We start from the raw sequence: 19720 nt of genomic DNA, 5'->3' as shown, positions 1-19720 counted from the left end.
CCGTCACCCCTTCGTCTTCGTCAGCAGATACACGTGGGCCGCCCCGGCCGCCGCCACCGAGGCCAACAGCCGGGCCAGTTCGGCCGGCGCGTCCAGCAGTTCCTCCAGCCGCCGGTCGGCGATCTCCCGCTCCGCGGCGGCGAGCCCGGCGAGGGCGTCCTTCTCCGTCGCGGGCACGGAGGCCGACGGCGAGGCGGACCGCTGCGCCCCGGAGGGGGACGGCGCCCCCTGAGCTCCCTGCGCCCCCGGCGACGCCTGCGGCCCCGCCGCCCCCGGCGACGCCTGCGGCCCCGCCGCCCCCGGCGACGCCTGCGGCCCCGCCGCCCCCGGCGACGCCTGCGGCCCCGCCGCCCCCGGCGACGCCTGCGGCCCCGCCGCCCCCGGCGACGCCTGCGGCCCCGCCGCCCCCGGCGACGCCTGCGGCCCCGCCGCCCCCGGCGACGCCTGCGGCCCCGCCGCCCCCGGCGACGCCTGCGGCCCCGCCGCCCCCGGCGACGCCTGCGGCCCCGCCGCCCCCGGCGACGCCGTGGACGTCGCCGTGCTCCCGAAGGCCTTCGCGTGCCGTACGACCTCCTCGCGCAGCGGACGCAGCCGTGGCGCGAGCCCGGCATGCGCAGCGATCACGGCGTCGTACCGCTCGGCCAGCTCCCTGCTGTCGCCCGCCGCACGCGCGCGTACCCGCTCGGCCGACGAGGGACGACCGCCGGCGGTGGCCTCGGGCTTCTCGGACCCGGTGGAACAGCCCGTCACGAGCAGGGCCGTGGAGGCGACGGCGAACAGGCTCCTCCTGCGCGGCCCCGAGCGGGCGCGTGGAGCGTGGGGGAACGGCACGGCAGACGTCCTCGGGGGCTCGTACGAACGTGGCGACGGAAGCAACGGAAAAAGCGGGGCGACGGAAAGAACAGAAGAGCAGATGAACGGAAGAACGGAAGAAGGGCCACCGGCCCGTGATCACGGTACCCGTGCATCCGCCCGACGATGGTCAGCGGCACCCTCCGTGAGCGGGTGGACGGCATCACCCCCCGCGACCGGATACCCTTTGACCAGACACGCGCACCGTCCCACAACAGCACACGCGGCCGAGGAGTCACCCGGATGAGCAGCACCCAGAGCGAGAGGCTTCGAGAACTTCTGGAACCGCTCGTCAGCTCGCAGGGCCTCGATCTCGAGGAGATCGCCGTGGACGCGGTCGGCCGCAAGCGTGTGCTGCGCGTCGTCGTCGACTCCGACACCGGCGCGGATCTGGACCGGATCGCCGATGTGAGCCGCGCGCTCTCGGCGAAACTCGACGAGACCGACGCGATGGGCGGCGGGGAGTACACCCTCGAGGTCGGCACCCCGGGCGCGGAGCGCCCCCTCACCGAGCACCGCCACTACGTGCGTGCCACGGGCCGCCTGGTGGGCTTCCGGCTGACCGCGGGCGACGAACTGGTCGCCAGGATCCTGCGGGTCGACGACGAGGGCCTCGACCTCGAGGTGCCCGGAGTCAAGGGCCGCAAGGCCACCGCGCGCAGACTCGCCTTCGACGACATCGGCAGGGCGCGCGTCCAGGTCGAGTTCAACCGCAAGGACGACAAGACCGACGTGCCCGAAACGAACGACAAGAACGACGCGACCGGTACGACCGGAGCGAACGACAAGAACGACAAGAACGACAAGAACGACGAGACGGAAGAGGAGGCGTAACCGTGGACATCGACATGAGTGCCCTTCGGCTCTTGGTACGGGAGAAGGAGATCTCCCTCGACCTGCTGGTCGAGGCGATCGAATCGGCCCTCCTCATCGCCTACCACCGCACCGAGGGAAGCCGCCGCCACGCGCGTGTGGAGCTCGACCGGGCATCCGGGCATGTGACGGTGTGGGCGAAGGAGGACCCCGAGGACCTCGAAGAGGGCCAGGAGGCCCGCGCGTTCGACGACACCCCGTCCGACTTCGGCCGCATCGCGGCCACCACGGCCAAGCAGGTCATCCTGCAGCGCCTGCGTGACGCCGAGGACGACGTGACGCTCGGCGAGTACGCCGGCCGTGAGGGCGACATCGTCACCGGCGTGGTCCAGCAGGGCCGCGACCCGAAGAACGTCCTGGTCGACATCGGCAAGCTGGAGGCCATCCTGCCGGTGCAGGAGCAGGTGCCGGGCGAGACCTACCCGCACGGCATGCGGCTGCGCAGTTACGTCGTCCGGGTGGCGAAGGGCGTGCGCGGCCCCTCGGTCACCCTGTCGCGTACGCACCCCAACCTGGTGAAGAAGCTCTTCGCCCTGGAGGTGCCGGAGATCGCCGACGGTTCGGTGGAGATCTCCGCCATCGCCCGTGAGGCCGGTCACCGTACGAAGATCGCCGTCCGCTCCACCCGGTCCGGGCTGAACGCCAAGGGCGCCTGCATCGGCCCCATGGGCGGTCGGGTGCGCAACGTCATGGGCGAGCTGAACGGCGAGAAGATCGACATCGTCGACTGGTCGGACGACCCGGCCGAGATGGTGGCGAACGCGCTGTCGCCGGCCCGCGTCTCCAAGGTCGAGGTCGTGGACCTGGCCGCCCGGTCCGCCCGGGTGACGGTGCCGGACTACCAGCTGTCGCTGGCGATCGGCAAGGAGGGGCAGAACGCCCGTCTGGCCGCCCGCCTGACCGGCTGGCGGATCGACATCCGACCGGACACGGAACAGCCCGGGGAATAGATCCGAGCCTCCGCCCGCTGAGATCACGACAGTCTCGCCGGCGGCATCTGTTCGATTCTTGCCCCAAAGGGGTGAGGTCGGCCCGGGGAGGTAGACTGAGGAATGTCTGGCCGGACACCTACCCGCGCACGCCCCGAGCGAACCTGCGTGGGCTGCCGGGAGCGAGCGGTCAAGGAAGAGCTGCTGCGGATCGTGGTGATCGAGGACGCGTGCGTCCCGGATCCACGCGGTACGCTGCCCGGCCGGGGTGCTTATGTGCACCCCGTCCCGGTCTGTCTTGACCAGGCGGTGCGCCGGAAGGCGTTTCCGCGGGCGCTCCGTGTCCCGGGACCGCTCGACGTAAAGGCGTTGCGCCACCACGTCGAGCAGGCACAGGGTTGTGAGAGCAATCCATAGGAAGACATGCCGTGCGGAACCCCCCGTGCGGTCTGGTACCTCGCGAGTCGAAAGCAGGTCGAGATTGCGATGAGCACTCGATGAGTACGCGATGAGTACGCCCATGAACTAGCGACGGTCCGGACGCAACCCGGACCTCAGAGGAGCGAAGTGGCTAAGGTCCGGGTCTACGAACTCGCCAAGGAGTTCGGTGTGGAGAGCAAGGTCGTCATGGCCAAGCTCCAGGAACTCGGTGAATTCGTCCGTTCGGCGTCTTCAACGATCGAAGCGCCCGTAGTACGCAAGCTGACCGACGCCTTCCAGCAGGGCGGGGGCAACGGCAAGTCCGCCGCGAAGCCCGGCGCCCCCCGGAAGGCGGCCCCCAGGCCCGCAGCGCCCTCGCCGGCGCAGGCGGCCCGTCCGGCTGCCCCGAAGCCGCCGGCACCCAAGCCCGCCGCGGCCCAGCAGCCCGCGGCCCCGTCGGCGTCCTCGGCGCCCTCGGCGCCCTCGTCCGGGGCTCCCGGTCCGCGCCCGACGCCGGGTCCGCGGCCCGCGCCGCGTCCGGCACCGGCGGCTCCGGAGTTCCAGGCCCCGCCGGCCGCGCAGGCTGCCTCCCCGGCTCCGTCCGGGCCGAAGCCCGGCGCGCGTCCCGGCGCCCCCAAGCCCGGTGGTCGCCCCGGCGGTCAGGGTCAGGGCGGTCAGGGTCAGGGCGGCCAGGGTGGCCAGGGCGGACGTCCGGCCGGTCAGGGTCAGCGCCCCGGTGGCGGCGGTCAGCGTCCGGGTGGACGCCCGGCCGGCCCGCGTCCGGGTAACAACCCCTTCACCTCCGGTGGTTCCACCGGCATGGCCCGCCCGCAGGCACCCCGCCCGCAGGGCGCGCGTCCCGGCGGTCCCGGTGCCCCCGGCGCCGGTCCCCGTCCCCAGGCCCCCGGTGGCCAGGCCGGCGGCGGTCCGCGTCCGCAGGCTCCGGGCGGGCAGCGTCCCACCCCGGGCTCGATGCCGCGTCCGCAGGGCGGTCCCCGTCCCGGTGGCGGCCCCGGCGGCCCGCGTCCGAACCCCGGCATGATGCCGCAGCGTCCGGCTGCCGGTCCCCGCCCCGGTGGCGGTCCCGGCGGTGGCCGTGGTCCGGCCGGTGCCGGTCGTCCCGGCGGCGCTCGTCCCGGCGGCGGTGGCGGCGGCTTCGCCGGCCGTCCCGGCGGTGGCGGTGGCGGCGCTCGTCCCGGTGGCGGTGGCGGCGGCTTCGCCGGTCGTCCCGGTGGCGGCGGTGGCGGCGGCGGCTTCGCCGGTCGTCCCGGCTTCGGCGGCCGTCCCGGCGGTCCCGGTGGCCGCGGTGGCACGCAGGGCGCCTTCGGCCGTCCCGGCGGTCCGGCCCGTCGTGGCCGCAAGTCGAAGCGGCAGAGGCGCCAGGAGTACGAGGCCATGCAGGCCCCGTCGGTCGGCGGCGTGATGCTGCCTCGCGGCAACGGCGAGAGCATTCGCCTGTCGCGCGGTGCGTCGCTCACCGACTTCGCGGAGAAGATCAACGCCAACCCGGCGTCGCTCGTCGCGGTCATGATGAACCTCGGCGAGATGGTCACCGCGACCCAGTCCGTCTCCGACGAGACGCTCCTGCTCCTCGCCGGCGAGATGAACTACACGGTTCAGATCGTCAGCCCGGAGGAGGAGGACCGCGAGCTGCTCGAGTCCTTCGACCTGGAGTTCGGCGAGGACGAGGGCTCCGAGGAGGACCTGGTCGTCCGTCCGCCGGTGGTCACCGTCATGGGTCACGTCGACCACGGCAAGACCCGCCTGCTCGACGCCATCCGCAAGACCAACGTCGCCTCGGGCGAGGCCGGCGGCATCACCCAGCACATCGGTGCCTACCAGGTCACGACCGAGGTCAACGAAGAGGATCGCCGGATCACCTTCATCGACACCCCGGGTCACGAGGCGTTCACCGCCATGCGTGCCCGTGGTGCGAAGTCGACCGACATCGCGATCCTGGTCGTCGCGGCCAACGACGGCGTCATGCCGCAGACGGTCGAGGCGCTCAACCACGCCAAGGCGGCCGACGTCCCGATCGTCGTCGCGGTCAACAAGATCGACGTCGAGGGCGCGGACCCGACCAAGGTGCGCGGTCAGCTGACCGAGTACGGCCTGGTGGCCGAGGAGTACGGCGGCGACACCATGTTCGTCGACATCTCCGCCAAGCAGGGTCTGCACATCGACAGCCTCCTGGAGGCCGTCGTCCTCACCGCCGACGCCTCGCTCGACCTGCGGGCCAACCCGGTGCAGGACGCGCAGGGCATCTCGATCGAGTCCCGGCTCGACCGCGGCCGCGGTGCCGTGGCGACCGTCCTCGTCCAGCGAGGCACCCTGCGGGTCGGCGACACGATGGTGGTGGGCGACGCCTACGGCCGCGTGCGCGCCATGCTCGACGACAACGGCAACAACGTCGCCGAGGCCGGCCCGTCGACGCCGGTCCAGGTCCTGGGCCTGACCAACGTCCCGGGTGCGGGTGACAACTTCATCGTCGTCGACGAGGACCGTACGGCCCGTCAGATCGCCGAGAAGCGCGCCGCCCGTGAGCGCAACGCCGCGTTCGCCAAGCGCACGCGCCGCGTGTCGCTGGAGGACCTGGACAAGGTGCTCAAGGCCGGCGAGGTCCAGCAGCTGAACCTGATCATCAAGGGTGACGCGTCCGGATCGGTCGAGGCCCTCGAGTCCTCGCTGCTCCAGCTGGACGTCGGCGAAGAGGTCGACATCCGCGTCCTGCACCGCGGCGTCGGTGCGGTCACGGAGTCCGACATCGACCTGGCGATGGGCTCCGACGCCATCGTGATCGGCTTCAACGTGCGCGCCGCGGGGCGTGCCGCGCAGATGGCCGAGCGCGAGGGTGTGGACGTCCGGTACTACTCGGTCATCTACCAGGCGATCGAGGAGATCGAGGCGGCCCTCAAGGGCATGCTCAAGCCGGAGTACGAAGAGGTCGAGCTCGGCACGGCGGAGATCCGCGAGGTCTTCCGCTCGTCCAAGCTGGGCAACATCGCGGGTGTTCTCATCCGCTCCGGCGAGGTCAAGCGCAACACCAAGGCGCGCCTCATCCGCGACGGCAAGGTCATCGCGGAGAACCTCAACATCGACGGTCTGCGTCGCTTCAAGGACGACGTCACCGAGATCCGCGAAGGCTTCGAGGGCGGTATCAACCTCGGAAACTTCAACGACATCAAGGTCGACGACGTCATCGCGACCTACGAGATGCGCGAGAAGCCGCGGGCGTAACACCCCACGGTGAACACCGGCCGGCGGGCCCCTGGAAACACGGCCCGCCGGCCGGTCCGTGTCTCCGGGCACCCGGTGCCCCGGAGCGCAATATCCGTCGATCGGACTCGCCCCTTCGATGTACGGTTCTGATGTCCCCGCCCACCACGGACGGCGGGGACGTCGATCCCGTACCGGCGGGTGAACCGGTTGTACATGTATGTGGGGACGCTGTCCTTCGACCTCCTCCTCGGCGACGTTCGCTCGCTGAAGGAGAAGCGCTCCGTCGTCCGCCCGATCGTCGCCGAGCTCCAGCGGAAGTACGCGGTGAGCGCGGCCGAGGTGGATCACATGGACCTCTACCGCAGGGCCGTCATCGGCCTGGCGGTGGTGTCCGGCGACGCGGCGCACCTGACCGACGTACTGGACCGGTGCGAACGGCTGGTCGCCGGGCGCCCCGAGGTGGAACTGCTGTCCGTCAGGCGGCGCTTCCACGGCGAGGACGACTGACGGATCCAGGCTCCGGGAACCCGGAGTTCCGACCACTCAGACAGGAAAGAACGGGAGACGGACCAGTGGCCGACAACGCGCGGGCGAAAAGGCTGGCGGACCTCATCCGAGAGGTGGTGGCCCAGAAGCTGCAGCGCGGGATCAAGGACCCGCGGCTCGGCACCCACATCACCATCACGGACACCCGGGTCACGGGTGACCTGCGGGAGGCAACCGTCTTCTACACGGTGTACGGGGACGAGGAGGAGCGCGCGGCCGCGACGGCCGGCCTGGAGAGCGCCAAGGGCATCCTGCGCTCCGAGGTGGGCCGGGCGGCGGGCGTGAAGTTCACGCCGACCCTGACGTTCGTCATGGACGCGCTCCCGGACACCGCGCGCAACATCGAGGACCTCCTCGACAAGGCGCGCCAGTCCGACGCCAAGGTGCGCGAGGCGTCCGCGGGCGCCACGTACGCGGGCGGGGCCGACCCGTACCGCAAGCCCGAGGACGAGACGGACGACACCGCCGAATGACCCAGAAGCACACCACGCCCGACGGCCTTGTCATCGTCGACAAGCCGTCGGGCTTCACCTCGCACGACGTGGTCGCCAAGATGCGCGGCATCGCCCGCACCCGGCGCGTCGGCCACGCCGGCACCCTCGACCCGATGGCGACGGGCGTCCTCGTCCTCGGCGTCGAGAAGGCGACCAAACTCCTCGGCCACCTCGCGCTGACCGAGAAGGAGTACCTGGGCACCGTCCGGCTCGGGCAGAACACCCTCACGGACGACGCCGAGGGCGAGATCACCTCGTCCACCGACGCCTCCGGAGTCACCCGCGAGGCCGTCGACGCCGGCGTCGCCGAGCTGACCGGCGCCATCATGCAGGTGCCGTCCAAGGTCAGCGCCATCAAGATCGACGGCGTGCGCTCCTACAAACGGGCCCGGGAGGGCGAGGAGTTCGACATCCCCGCCCGGCCGGTCACCGTCTCCTCGTTCGCCGTGCACGACGTCCGGCCGGCCGTCGCCGACGACGGCACCCCGGTGCTCGACCTGGTGGTCTCCGTCGTCTGCTCCTCCGGTACGTACATCCGTGCCCTCGCCCGTGACCTGGGCGCCGGCCTGGGCGTGGGCGGCCACCTCACGGTGCTGCGCCGCACCCGGGTCGGTCCGTACAAGCTGGACGCGGCCCGCACCCTCGAGCAGCACCAGCAGGAACTGACCGTGCTGCCGATCGCCGAGGCCGCGGCCGTGGCCTTCCCTCGCTGGGACGTCGACACCCGGCGCGCCCGGCTGCTCACCAACGGTGTGCGCCTGGAGATGCCCGAGGAGTACGCGGGAGCCGGTCCGGTGGCCGTCTTCGGCCCCGAGGCGCAGTTCCTCGCCCTCGTCGAGCAGCACCGGGGCAAGGCCAAGAGCCTGGCCGTCTTCACCTGACGCCGGCACGGACGGCCGGCGGTGCGGCCCCGCCGTGGAGCGGCGTCACGGGGATGGACATGCCGCCGCTCCACGGTCCCCCTCGGTTCCCCCACCCAAGGCTGTCCATCCGGACACGTCGATTCACCCGTAAGTGCGGGCGCTCGGAGTGAACCGGGGGAGCGGAAGGGGGCGCGTTCGCCGAGTGGGCCGCCCCGCTGGTCATTCCGGCCTTACTGTCGAGGTCATCGGGAACATCGCGCTCATCGCGGACCTCGATGGCCTCGGTGTCCTCGACGTCCTCGCGGACCTCGAGGACACGGCAGGGCGAGGACACGGCACACGGCACGGCGGGGAGGCTCGACGATGACGTCGCGCAACGGTCCGGTGGGGCGGGAGCCCGTCCGGACGGCGGGGGAGCACTCGCCCGGCGACGTCCTCGTCCGTATCCACGATCTCGCCGGCCGTCCGCGCGGTCTCGGTTTCTCCGCCGACCACCGCGGCACCCTGATCACCAGCCACGAGGCCGTCGACGGCCTGCCCCGCCTCGTCCTGCACGGCCCCGACGACCGCCACCGCGTGGTGAGCGCCGACGCCGTCACCCCGCTGCCCGAACTCGGCCTCGCCCTCGTCCGCTGCGAGGGGCTCGGCACCGCCCCCCTGCCCGTCGCCCCGCGGAACCGCGTCGAGAGCGGCACCTATGTGCGGATCGCCGCCGGGTGCTGGCGCGAGGCACGCGTCCTGGGAGCGACCCCCGTGACGTACACGGCCACCGACCACTGCCACCCCCTCGACGACGTGCTGGAACTCGCCATCGGCACCACGGGCCGCGACGCCCTGCGCCCCGGCGGCGGAGCGGCCGGCGGCCCGGTGCTCGACGCCGCCACCGGAGCCGTGCTCGGCGTCCTCGGCACGGCCCTCCGCTCCGGCGGCCGCGACGTCGGCTTCGCCGTGCCGCTGGGTCCCGCCCGGGGCCCGCTCGCCGAACTGCTCGCCGAGAACGCGGCGACGGTCCCGGCGTACGGCGCCGACCTCAATCTCGCCGGAGTCCTGGAACTCACCGCCACCTCGGTCGCCCAGGACGGCCCGTCGGGCGCCCTCGCGCCCGGAGGCGTGGCGCCGGTGGAGCGGGCGGCCACGGCCGCGGAGTTCGCCGCGTTCGAGCGCGGCCGGGCCGCGGTGCTCGGTCTCGTCGGACCGCCCGGCAGTGGCCGTACCACGGAACTCGCGGGGCTCGCCGCCCGCCGCCACCGCGCCGGACTGCCCACGCTGTGGCTGCGCGGCGCCGATCTGCGGGACGACGACCTCTCCGTCGCGAACGCGGCCCACCGCGCACTCGACCGGGCAGCCCGCATCGTGGCCGCCTCCCGCACCCCGTTCCCGGGCGGCCCCGAAGGCCTCGGCGACACCGGCCCCGGGCGCCTCGCCGCGCTGGCCGGCACCGCCGGCCGCCCCCTGCTGGTCCTGCTCGACGGCCCGGAGGAGATGCCGCCCGTCCTGGCCGACCGCCTCGCCCGGTGGACCGACGGGACGGCGCGCTGGCTGCGGCGGACGGGCGCGCGGCTGGTGGTGGGGTGCCGCGCGGAGTACTGGGAGAGCGCGGGCGCACTCCTCCCCGCGGACCTGTTGCACCGGAGCGGGGACGGAGGCGGACACCGGGGTGAGCACGGTGCGCCCGGTGCGCCCGGTGAGCACGGGGACGGGCACCAGGACGAAGCCACCGCCGAAGACCTCCCCGCCTGTGTGCGCCTCGGTGACCTGACCGCCGAGGAGGCCCTCCACGCGCGTGCCCGCTACGGCATCCCGGAGGGCTCCCCGGCCGACTCCCGGCACCCGCTGACCCTCCGGCTGCTCGCGGAGGTCCGGGCCGCCCTCGCCGACGCCCCTCAGGCCCCGGACGCCCGCGCCGACCGCCACGACGTCCTCTCCGCCCACCTGGACCTGATGTGCCTGCGCGTGGCCGTGCGCCTCGCCGTCGAGAGCGGGCTGCGCGGCACCGCCGTACGCCGGCTGGCCGCCAGGGTCTCCGGGCAGGTGCACGAGGCAGCCCGGCGCAGTCTCGGCCCCGGGCAGGGCGAGCTGGACCGGGAGGCGTTCGAGGCGGTGTTCCCGTGGGGGCCCGCCCCGGCCCGGCTCGGCGGGGGCGCCGGCTGGGCCTCCGCCGTGCTCGCCGAGGGCATCCTCGTCCCGGCCGGGACCGGCTACCGCTTCGCCCACGAGGAACTCGCCGACTGGCTCCACGGCACCCACCTCGACCTGGACGCGGCCCTGCGCGCCCTGGTCCACGACCACCGCCCCCACGTCCACGTCCACGGTCATGGTCACGATCAGGTCCATGATCACGGCGCCCGCCCCGGCACCGACCGCCTGCCCGTCCCGCACCACCGGATCGGCCCCGTCGTCCAGGCCATGCTGCTGCTCGCCCGTCGCCACGGACCCGGCCCGCTCGCTTCCCGGCTGGCGGACCTGGTGCACGCCCTCGACGCCGACCCCGGCTCCTGGTGGGCCGCCCGGCTGCTCACCGAGACCCTCGCATGCGTGCCCGACGCGACCCCCTACGCCGAGGTGCTCCGGCTGCTGGCCGACCGGGTCGTGGCCTGGCGGCAGCAGCGGAAAAGGACGCCGAGGGAGCTGGGACCGGCCTTCTGGACGGCTCTCCCGCTGCCCCTGGAGACCGGCTTCGAGCTGCTGCGCCGACTCGTCCACGCCGACGGCCCGCCGGGCGAGACGGGTCCCCGTTTCCTGGACGCCGCCGCCCGCCTGTTCACCGCCGACCCCGTCGCCGTGCTCCCGCACCTGGTGCGGTGGTTCGAGGACGAGCGGCCGCTGCCCGCCACCCCGCACGCGACCGTCGCCACGGCGGCGCAGGCCCTGCTGCACACCCACCGGCACCGCGCCCCGGACACTCTCACCGAGGCGCTCGCCGACAGCGCGCACCGGCGGGCCGGGCAACTGCTCGGCGCGCTGGCGGAGGAGGACCCCTCGGCGGTGTGCAGGGCCGTCGACCGGTGGGCGCGCGACGAGCGGCCCGCACGCCGCGCGGCAGCCGTGGCGTACGGACTGCGGGCCGCGCCGCACACCCGCGACGTGACCGACCGCGCCCTGCTGCGGTACGCGGCCCTCGCCCTGCTGGTGCGCACCGCCGACCGGCCCCTGCACGGCGGCGCGCTCGCCCTCCTGGTCCAGGACCCGAGCAGCAGGGACCGCCACCTCCCGCGGGCCCTGGACCACTTCGCGGCCGGCGACCCGCACCTCCCGCCGAGCGCGCTGACCGGTGCCCTCACCACCCACCCGGAGCCCGTCCTCGAGGCCTTCCGCGCGAGGCTCGCCCACCCGGACGCACGCGAGACGCTGCACACCCTCGCCGACGCCACCACGCCCGCCCTGGCCCCCCGCGTCGCCGCGCTCCTGCGGACGGCGGTGGAACAGCGGCCGGACCTCGCGGGCGAGCTGGCCGCGTACGCGGACCGGCGCCTGGCCCGGGAACCGGCCGGCCACGCCGACCACGACGCACTCCTGCCGTTGCTCACCGGCCTGCTGGAGGGCGGCCCGCAGCCGCTGCGGGCCGCCCTCGCCGGTGTCCTCGCCGGGCCCGGCACCCCCGCCTCCCGGCCCCTGCGCCGCGAACTGCTGGATCCGCTCCTCACCCGCGCCCCCGACCCCGCCGTCCTGGCCGCGGTGCTGGGCGCCGCGGCCCGCTGCTCCGGCACCACCGCGCGTGAGCTCGTCCACCGCACCGGTCTGCTCCTCGCCCGCACCCCCGACGGCGCCGCCCACTTCGACAGCGGCCTGGTCGACCTGGGGCGGCGGGTGCCGGGCTTCGCCGCCGCCCTGGCCCACTGGCTGGCGGAGGCGCCCCAGGAGTGGGCCGCCGTGGTGGGCCCCGGCACCCGTCGCACGATCGAGAACCTGGCGGGCGCGGGCGTCCCCGCCTGAGCCCGCGGCCGGTCGTGCCGGTCGTGGTCGGCCGTGCCGGGGCGTGATCGGCCGTGCCAGTCGGTGGACCCCGTCACAGCGCCCATGCCGATGCGGGCCGACGGCGGTCGGCATGGCACCCTTAGACCTGCGCAGAAGAAGTCCACGGTCCCGCGGGCTCGACAAGGTTTCGACAAGGAGCAGGCACAGTGCAGCGCTGGCGTGGCTTGGAGGACATCCCCCAGGACTGGGGGCGCAGCGTCGTCACCATCGGCTCCTACGACGGAGTCCATCGCGGACACCAGTTGATCATCCGGCACGCCGTGGACCGAGCCCGGGAGCTGGGTGTCCCCGCGGTCGTCGTCACCTTCGACCCGCACCCCAGCGAGGTGGTCCGCCCCGGCAGCCACCCGCCGCTGCTCTCCCCGCACCACCGCCGCGCCGAGCTGATGGCCGAGCTGGGGGTGGACGCGGTCCTGATCCTCCCGTTCACCACGGAGTTCTCGAAGCTGTCACCGGCCGAATTCGTGGGGAAGGTCCTGGTCGACAGGCTGCACGCCACAGCGGTCGTCGAGGGCCCCAACTTCCGCTTCGGCCACCGGGCCGCGGGCACCGTGGAATTCCTCGCCGAGCAGGGCAAGGTCTACGACTTCGAGGTCGAGGTCGTCGACCTGCACGTCACCGGCGAGGCGGGCGGCGGCGAGCCGTTCTCCTCGACGCTCACCCGCCGCCTGATCACCGAGGGCGACGTCGAGGGCGCCGCCGAGATCCTGGGCCGCCCGCACCGGGTGGAGGGCGTGGTCGTCCGCGGTGCCCAGCGCGGTCGCGAACTGGGCTTCCCCACGGCCAACGTCGAGACGCTCCCGCACACCGCGATCCCCGCCGACGGCGTCTACGCGGGCTGGCTGCACGCCCAGGGCGAGGTGATGCCGGCCGCGATCTCCGTCGGCACCAACCCGCAGTTCGACGGCACCGAGCGCACGGTCGAGGCCTACGCCATCGACCGCGTCGGCCTGGATCTCTACGGCCTCCACGTCGCCGTCGACTTCCTCGCCTTCGTCCGCGGTCAGGCCAGGTTCGACACCCTGGAGGACCTGATGGAGCAGATGGCCGCGGACGTCAGGCGCTGCGCGGAGCTGGTGGCCGCCGCCGGGACGGCGTAGCCCCCTCCGGGCGGCACGGGCCTCGGTCAGACTCCGCCCGCGCGGGCCCAGTGGCAGGCCACCTGGCCACCCGCCCCGTCGCCCCCGCCGTCGAGGATCTCCAGGTCCTGGGTCCGGCACGCGTTTGCCACGCCCGCCCGGTCCGCCTCGCCGCCGAGCAGGATCTGGCAGCGTGCGTGGAACCGGCAGCCGTCGGGGATCCGGGCCGGGTCCGGGGGCTCACCGGTGAGGACCACCGGGTCGCCCGGCGCCTCCGGGAGCACCGACAGCAGGGCCCGGGTGTAGGGGTGCCGGGGCGCGGTCAGCACCTGCTCCACCGCCCCGGTCTCCACGATCCGGCCGAGATACATCACCGCGACCCGGTCGGCGATGTTCCAGGCCAGTCCCAGGTCGTGCGTGACCACCAGGGCGGACAGGCCCAGTTCGGTGCGCAGCCGGAGCAGCAGTGCCAGGATCTCGCCGCGTACGGAGGCGTCCAGCGAGGCCACCGGCTCGTCGGCGACGAGGAGTTCGGGCTCCAGGACCAGCGCACCCGCGATCACCACCCGCTGACGCTGTCCGCCGGACAGCTCGTGCGGGTACCGCAGGAAGAAGCGCTCCGGCGGCCGCAGCCCGGCCCGGGACAGGGCCCCCGCGACCGCCGCCCGCTCGTTGCCGCGGTGACCGTGGATGCGCAGCCCCTCGGCCACCGCGTCGTACACCGTGTGCCGGGGGTTGAGCGAACCGCTCGGGTCCTGCAGCACCAGCTGGACCCGCTTGCGGTACGCCTTGAGGGAGCGGCCGGAACGGTCCAGCGGCCGCCCGTCGAAGGAGACGCGCCCCGCGGTCGGCTCGACCAGGCCCAGCAGGGCACGGGCCAGTGTCGTCTTGCCGCAGCCCGACTCACCCACCAGGGCGACGATCTCACCGGGCCGGATGTCGAGATCGACGCCGTCCACCGCGCGAGCGGGCGGGGCGCCGCTCCGGCCGGGGAAGACGACGTGGACACCCCGGGCGCTCAGCAGGGGCGGCGTGCCGGTGAAGTCGGGGGAGCCGGGGACGACAGTGGGGGAGGCCGTCATGGGGTGGTACGCCTCACTTCCTCCAGGGACCGCGGACCGGGTTCCCGCGGGCCGGGTTCCTGCGGACTGGATTCCTGTGGTTCGGGCACGTGAGCCCCGGGTCCTTGCCGTTCGGGTCCGTGTCGTTCGGGCTCGTGGGCCCGTGTGTCCCCGGAGGTGTCCTCCGCGACCCGTACACAGGCCGCCCGCCGCCCCGGCCCCGCCGGCCGCAGTGCCTGGTCCTCGACCGCGCAGGACTCCAGGGCCACCGGGCAGCGCGGATGGAAGGCGCACCCGGCCGGCAGCGCAAAGGGGTCCGGCGGGTCGCCCGCCAGCCCCCGCGGTGCGAAGCGTGACGCCGGGTCGCCGATCCGGGGGAACGCCGCCGACAGGGCACGGGCGTAGGGGTGCCGGGCGGCCTCGTGGACCTGTCCGGCCGGGCCCTCCTCCACCACCCGGCCCGCGTACATCACCGCGAGCCGGTCGCAGGTGTCGGCGAGGACCGCCAGATCATGACTGATCATGATCAGACCCACGTCCTGATCCGCGACCAGCTGCTCGATGAGCCGCAGGATCTGCGCCTGGATCATCACGTCGAGCGCGGTGGTCGGCTCGTCCGCGATGATCAGCCGCGGATCGCAGGCCAGCGCCATCGCGATCATGACGCGCTGGCGCTGCCCGCCGGACAGCTCGTGCGGGTGGTCCGTCGCGCGGGCGGCCGGGAGACCGACGTGCTCCAGCAGCTCACCGGCCTTCCTCCGCGCCCCGGCCGGGGTCGCCCTGCGGTGCAGCAGGATCGGCTCGGCGATCTGGTCGCCGATGCGGTGGACGGGGTTGAGGGAGTGCATCGCTCCCTGGAACACGATCGAGGCCCCGGCCCAGCGGACCGCCCGTACCCGGCCCCACTTCATGGTCAGGACGTCCTCGCCGTCCAGCAGGATCTGCCCACCGGTCCGCGTCCCGGCCGGCAGCAGCCGCAGCAGCGCGAGCGCGAGCGTGGACTTGCCGCAGCCCGACTCCCCGGCGATGCCCAGCTTCCGGCCGGCCTCCAGACGCAGGTCCACCCCGCGCACCGCGGCGGCCCCGCCCGCGTACGTCACCGTCAGGTCCCTGACGTCGAGCAGGCTCAACGGGACACCCCCAGCCTGGGGTTGAGGACGGACTCCACGGCACGCCCGCAGAGTGTGAAGGCCAGCGCCACCACGGCGATGGCGATGCCCGGCGGCACCAGGTACCACCAGCGGCCGGCGCTGACCGCGCCCGCCTCCCGCGCGTCCTGCAGCAGCCCGCCCCACGACACCACCGTCGGATCACCGAGCCCCAGGAACGCCAGGGTCGCCTCGGCGAGGATCGCCGCGGAGATGATCAGGGTCGTCTGGGCCAGCACCAGCGGCATCACGTTGGGCAGCACATGGCGCGACATCACGTGCCAGTGCCCGCCGCCCAGCGCCCGCGCGCGTTCGATGTACGGCCGGGTCTCCACCGCCAGGGTCTGCGCGCGCACCAGCCGGGCCGTCGTCGGCCAGGTGGTCACCCCGATCGCCACCACGACGGTGACCAGCGAGCGGGACATCACGGTGGCCAGCGCGATCGCCAGCACCAGGGTGGGCATCACCAGGAACCAGTCGGTGACGCGCATCATCACCGTCGCGTACCAGCCCCGGAAATGCCCCGCCGTCACGCCGATCAGGGTGCCGATCGCCACCGACAGCACGGCGGCGAGCAGCCCCACCAGCAGGGACACCCGCGCCCCCCAGATCACCAGACCGAGCAGGTTCCGCCCGAACTGGTCGGTGCCGAAGGGGAACTCCGTGCTCGGGCTCTCCATCGGGCTGCCCGGAGCGTCCGTCACGTTGTCCACGTCGGAGCCGACCAGCAGGGGAGCGGCCAGCGCGAGCAGGGCGAAGAGCAGGAGCGCCGCCAGGCCGAAGACACCGGCCCGGTGGGTGCGGTACTGCCGCCAGAAGCGTGCGGCCGAGTCCCGGCGCCGCCGCCACGCGAGCGCGCGCGGGCCCGTGGCCGCCGGTCCCTTCCCCGCCGCGGCCGGGGTGGCCGCGAGCGTGACAGGGGCGGCCGCGAGCGTGTCCGGGGCCGGGGGCGTCCCGTCGTCGGCCGGGACGCCGGGAGCGGTCGGTTTCCCTGTCGTGTCGTTGTCGGTCGTCATCGGCCCACCCGGGGGTCGAGCAGCGGATAGATCAGATCGGCCAGCGTGTTCATCACGATCACCGCGGCGGCGAACACGAGGAACAGCCCCTGCACCAGCGGCAGATCGGGCACGCTCAGCGCCTGGTAGAACAGCCCGCCGAGCCCCGGCCAGGAGAACACCGTCTCCACCAGGATCACCCCGGCCACCGTCCGGCCGAGGTTGATGAAGATCAGCGTCACCGTCGGCAGCAGCGCGTTGGGCACCGCGTGCCTGCGCCGTACGAGGTCGTCACGCAGCCCCTTGGCGCGCGCGGTGGTCAGATAGTCGCTGCCCATCTCGTCCAGCAGCGCCGACCGGGTCACCAGCAGCGTCTGCCCGTACTCCACCGCGACCAGCGTCAGCACCGGCAGCACCAGGTGGTGCGCCACGTCCAGGACCCGGGCGAAGCCCTCCTCACCGCCCGACTCCATGCCGCCGGTGGGGAACAGCCCCGGAACCGGGCCGACGCCCACCGACAGCGTGATGATCAGCAGCAGCCCGAGCCAGAAGGACGGGATGGAGTACAGCGTCAGAGCCAGCCCCGTGTGGACCCGGTCCCCGAGCCGTCCGTGCCGCCACGCCGACCGGGTGCCGAGCACGACGCCGAGCGCCGTGTAGAGGACGAAGGCGGTACCGGTGAGCAGCAGCGTGTTCGGCAACGCCTCGGTGACCTTGTCCATCACCGGTGCGTTGAACTGGTACGAGGTTCCCAGATCCCCGGTGAGCGCCTTGCCGCAGTAGTCGGTGAACTGCTGCCACAAGGGCAGGTCCAGCCCGAACTCCCTTCGGTAGGCGGCCAGCTGTTCGGCCGAGACCTGACGGCCGCCGGTCATGAACTTCACCGGGTCGCCGGGGATCAGCCGGAAGAGGAAGAAACTGGTGACGAGGACGGCCAGGAGGGACACGGCCGCGCCGGCCACCTTGCCCGCCACGTACCGCAGGTACGCGGTGGTGGTGCGGGCGCGCGGCCCGCGGGCCGCCGGTCCGTCCTTCGCCGGACCGGCGGTCCGCGTGCCCTCGACCGGAGCGGATGTCGCGTCGGCGGTCATGAGTACCCGTCGCCCGCCCTACTCGCGGTCCTCGGCGGTGGCCCGCCGCCGCATCGCCACGAACACCCCCAGTCCGACGAGGACGACGGCACCCGCGGCGATCCCGACGACCACCCCCGTCGACGACCCGTCCCCGGATGCCTCACCGGAGCCCGCCGGCACCGCGGACCACCAGCTCCAGTAGCCGTCCTGGCCGTAGAGGTTGCCGGCCTTCTTCGGCATCGTGGTGATCGACTCGATCTGGTCGGTGCGGTACGCCTCGACCGCGTTCGGATACGCCATGACGTTCATGTACCCGAGGTCGTACAGCCGTGACTCCATCTGCCGGACGATGTTCGCCCGTTCGGCGGGGTCGTACTCGGCCAGCTGCCGGGCGTACAGCTCGTCGTACTTCTTGTCGCAGATGAAGTTGTCGGTCGCACCGGTGTCCTTCGGGGTCGCCGGGAGCGCCCCGCAGGTGTGGATCGACAGGACGAAGTCGGGGTCGGGGTTGACCGACCAGCCGTCGAAGGCCAGGTCGTACTCGCCGGCGAGCCATGGATCGGTCACGTTGTCCAGACAGCTGAGCGTGATCCCGATGCCGAGCTCGCCCCACCACTCCTCGAGGTACTTGCCGATGGCCTTGTCGTTCGGGTCGGTGGCGTGGCACAGGACCCGGTAGTTCAGCGGCTTGCCGTCCTTGCCGACCCGCTTGCCGTCACCGTTCTTCTCGTAGCCCGCCTGATCGAGCAGCCGGGCCGCCTCCGCCGGGTCGTACGCCAGCTCCTGGTCGGCCGACGGCTCCCAGAAGTACTGCCCGTACCGCGGCGGGATGTAGCCCGCGCCCGGCTCCGCGTGGCCCTGGAACACCTTGTCGATGATGGTCTTCCGGTCCACCGCCCGGAACAGCGCGTTGCGGACCCGCTGGTCCAGCAGCGAAGGGTGCCCGTCCCCCATCTTCTCGCCGTTCTTGGCCTTCGCGCCCGGATTGGTGGCGAGGGCGTAGAAGCGGCGGCCGGGCGCGTCGTTGACCTTGATGTTCTTCTCGTTCTGGAGCGAGGCCGCCTGCGCCGGCGTCAGGGACGGCGACCCGGCGACGAACGACACCTCACCCTTGCGCAGCGCGGACACCGCCGCGTCCTGGTCCTTGTAGTACCGGAAGAGCAGCTCGTCGAACTTCGGCGCCCCTCGCCAGAAGTCCTTGTTGGGCACCAGCCGCACATAGCTGTCGGGCTTGTGGTCGGTGAGGACGAACGGCCCGTTGCCGACGATCGGGAAGTCCTTGTCGTTGTTGAACTTCGAGAAGTCGTCGACCTTCTCCCACACGTGCCGGGGCACGATCGGCACGTCCAGCGCCGTCATGGTGGCCTGCGGCTTCTTCAGCCGGATGACCAGCTCGGTCGGGCTCGGTGCGGTGACCTCCTCGAAGTTGGCGACGAAGCTGCCGTTGGCCGTGGCCGCGCCCTCGTCGGTCATCATCGTGTTGAACGTCCACGCCGCGTCCTCGGCGGTGGCCTGCTGCCCGTCCGACCACTTCGAGTCGGAGCGGATGGTGTACGTCCAGGTCAACTTGTCCGGGGACGACTTCCACTCGGTGGCCAGCCCCGGGACGACCCGGTTGTCCTCGGGGTCGTAGTTGGTCAGATACTCGTAGGTGAGCCGGTGAATGCTCGTACTGAGCAGCCGCACCGCGAGGAACGGGCTGAGCGAGTCGACGCTCTGCGCCACCGCGACGGTCAGCGTCTGCTTCCCGCCGTCGGCCGCCCGGGCCTGCCGCGGCGCCGGGTCGAGCGGGGTCGAGAGCCCGGCGGTGAGGGCGAGCGCGGCCGCACCGGCCGCCGTGGCGAGCCGGATTCGACGCGGAACGCCGCTGCCCGGCCGTGGTCCGGACCGTGGTCCGGTGCCCGGACGTCCGGTCTCGTGCTGACCGCCGTACTGATCGTTCGTGTCCATAGGGTCGCTGACCTCGCGTCATCACTCGCACGGGTAGGACTGGCTGATCAGGTGAGTGGTGAGTGTCTATCAGCGGTGTCCGGCGGGAGTCAACGGCACGCACACCCCATGTGGCCTGCGAAAACAACGAATTGGCGAGTGCTGTGCACCCATTGGTCGAGACCACTGAAGCGCCCCTGGCCAGCGGCTGACGCTGTGCCGCACCCCGAATACGGGAGATCCTGCATCTGTGTGTGAAGGGTG

The 19720-nt window shown here is 73.2% G+C and carries 15 protein-coding genes; 9 read left to right on the top strand and 6 right to left on the bottom strand.

The features are described from left to right. Positions 1-3: 3 nt before the first annotated feature. Entirely contained in the window at positions 4-831 is an 828-nt protein-coding gene (locus ACTWJ9_RS08410; RefSeq protein ID WP_443295521.1) for a hypothetical protein, read from the bottom strand. A 264-nt stretch (positions 832-1095) separates the two neighbouring features. On the opposite strand from ACTWJ9_RS08410, the gene rimP reads away from it, so the two are divergent. The 9 genes from rimP to ACTWJ9_RS08365 all read left to right on the top strand — a co-directional run bounded on the left by rimP (position 1096) and on the right by ACTWJ9_RS08365 (position 13271). Further along, complete coding sequence (rimP, locus tag ACTWJ9_RS08405; protein WP_279333523.1) at positions 1096-1686, top strand: ribosome maturation factor RimP; 591 nt, start codon at positions 1096-1098, stop codon at positions 1684-1686. A gap of 2 nt (positions 1687-1688) precedes the next feature. Then, entirely contained in the window at positions 1689-2675 is a 987-nt protein-coding gene (gene nusA / locus ACTWJ9_RS08400; RefSeq protein WP_279333522.1) for a transcription termination factor NusA, read from the top strand. A 102-nt stretch (positions 2676-2777) separates the two neighbouring features. Continuing rightward, positions 2778-3071 (top strand): YlxR family protein, encoded by a 294-nt coding sequence (locus ACTWJ9_RS08395; RefSeq protein ID WP_279333521.1) that lies wholly within the window; start codon positions 2778-2780, stop codon positions 3069-3071. A 150-nt stretch (positions 3072-3221) separates the two neighbouring features. Continuing rightward, the gene (infB, locus tag ACTWJ9_RS08390; RefSeq protein WP_388705793.1) at positions 3222-6311 is read left to right on the top strand and encodes a translation initiation factor IF-2; all 3090 of its coding nucleotides are present in this window, start codon (positions 3222-3224) and stop codon (positions 6309-6311) included. A 195-nt stretch (positions 6312-6506) separates the two neighbouring features. Then, a complete protein-coding gene (locus tag ACTWJ9_RS08385) occupies positions 6507-6800 on the top strand; it encodes a DUF503 domain-containing protein (RefSeq protein ID WP_109377392.1) in 294 nt (97 codons plus the stop codon). 65 nt (positions 6801-6865) lie between these two features. Next, positions 6866-7312 (top strand): 30S ribosome-binding factor RbfA, encoded by a 447-nt coding sequence (rbfA, locus tag ACTWJ9_RS08380; protein ID WP_279333519.1) that lies wholly within the window; start codon positions 6866-6868, stop codon positions 7310-7312. Then, positions 7309-8214 (top strand): tRNA pseudouridine(55) synthase TruB, encoded by a 906-nt coding sequence (gene truB, locus ACTWJ9_RS08375; RefSeq protein ID WP_279333518.1) that lies wholly within the window; start codon positions 7309-7311, stop codon positions 8212-8214. The genes rbfA and truB overlap by 4 nt, the downstream gene beginning before the upstream one ends. A 345-nt stretch (positions 8215-8559) precedes the next feature. After that, positions 8560-12129 carry a trypsin-like peptidase domain-containing protein gene (locus ACTWJ9_RS08370; protein WP_443295520.1) on the top strand — a complete coding sequence of 1190 codons (3570 nt, stop codon included), beginning with the start codon at positions 8560-8562 and terminating at the stop codon, positions 12127-12129. Positions 12130-12317: 188 nt separating this feature from the next. Continuing rightward, entirely contained in the window at positions 12318-13271 is a 954-nt protein-coding gene (locus ACTWJ9_RS08365; RefSeq protein WP_279333516.1) for a bifunctional riboflavin kinase/FAD synthetase, read from the top strand. 26 nt (positions 13272-13297) lie between these two features. Here the strand turns inward: ACTWJ9_RS08365 and ACTWJ9_RS08360 are convergent, their stop codons facing one another. Genes ACTWJ9_RS08360 through ACTWJ9_RS08340 form a run of 5 tightly spaced genes read right to left on the bottom strand, consistent with a single transcriptional unit; the run spans position 13298 to position 19477 of the window. Further along, positions 13298-14332 carry an ABC transporter ATP-binding protein gene (locus ACTWJ9_RS08360; protein ID WP_443295519.1) on the bottom strand — a complete coding sequence of 345 codons (1035 nt, stop codon included), beginning with the start codon at positions 14330-14332 and terminating at the stop codon, positions 13298-13300. Next, positions 14329-15441 (bottom strand): ABC transporter ATP-binding protein, encoded by a 1113-nt coding sequence (locus ACTWJ9_RS08355; protein ID WP_279333514.1) that lies wholly within the window; start codon positions 15439-15441, stop codon positions 14329-14331. The genes ACTWJ9_RS08360 and ACTWJ9_RS08355 overlap by 4 nt, the downstream gene beginning before the upstream one ends. Continuing rightward, positions 15438-16475: an ABC transporter permease gene (locus ACTWJ9_RS08350; protein WP_443295518.1), complete on the bottom strand. Its 1038-nt coding sequence runs from the start codon at positions 16473-16475 to the stop codon at positions 15438-15440. Before ACTWJ9_RS08350 ends, ACTWJ9_RS08355 begins: the two co-directional genes overlap by 4 nt. Continuing rightward, positions 16472-17545 carry an ABC transporter permease gene (locus tag ACTWJ9_RS08345; protein ID WP_279333512.1) on the bottom strand — a complete coding sequence of 358 codons (1074 nt, stop codon included), beginning with the start codon at positions 17543-17545 and terminating at the stop codon, positions 16472-16474. Before ACTWJ9_RS08345 ends, ACTWJ9_RS08350 begins: the two co-directional genes overlap by 4 nt. Positions 17546-17563: 18 nt before the next feature. Further along, the gene (locus tag ACTWJ9_RS08340; protein WP_387037448.1) at positions 17564-19477 is read right to left on the bottom strand and encodes an ABC transporter substrate-binding protein; all 1914 of its coding nucleotides are present in this window, start codon (positions 19475-19477) and stop codon (positions 17564-17566) included. Positions 19478-19720 lie beyond the last annotated feature (243 nt).

Origin of the sequence: Streptomyces sp. GDS52 (genome assembly GCF_052246875.1) — a bacterium.
Taxonomy (GTDB): domain Bacteria; phylum Actinomycetota; class Actinomycetes; order Streptomycetales; family Streptomycetaceae; genus Streptomyces; species Streptomyces cathayae.
This window is presented reverse-complemented; position numbering and strand designations above follow the sequence as displayed.

Coding starts and splice junctions, on each gene's coding strand:
- rimP (WP_279333523.1), top strand. CDS start 1,096: ATGAGCAGCACCCAGAGCGAGAGGCTTCGAGAACTTCTGGAACCGCTC.
- ACTWJ9_RS08395 (WP_279333521.1), top strand. CDS start 2,778: ATGTCTGGCCGGACACCTACCCGCGCACGCCCCGAGCGAACCTGCGTG.
- ACTWJ9_RS08385 (WP_109377392.1), top strand. CDS start 6,507: ATGTATGTGGGGACGCTGTCCTTCGACCTCCTCCTCGGCGACGTTCGC.
- truB (WP_279333518.1), top strand. CDS start 7,309: ATGACCCAGAAGCACACCACGCCCGACGGCCTTGTCATCGTCGACAAG.
- ACTWJ9_RS08370 (WP_443295520.1), top strand. CDS start 8,560: ATGACGTCGCGCAACGGTCCGGTGGGGCGGGAGCCCGTCCGGACGGCG.
- ACTWJ9_RS08360 (WP_443295519.1), bottom strand. CDS start 14,332: ATGACGGCCTCCCCCACTGTCGTCCCCGGCTCCCCCGACTTCACCGGC.
- ACTWJ9_RS08350 (WP_443295518.1), bottom strand. CDS start 16,475: ATGACGACCGACAACGACACGACAGGGAAACCGACCGCTCCCGGCGTC.
- ACTWJ9_RS08345 (WP_279333512.1), bottom strand. CDS start 17,545: ATGACCGCCGACGCGACATCCGCTCCGGTCGAGGGCACGCGGACCGCC.
- ACTWJ9_RS08340 (WP_387037448.1), bottom strand. CDS start 19,477: ATGGACACGAACGATCAGTACGGCGGTCAGCACGAGACCGGACGTCCG.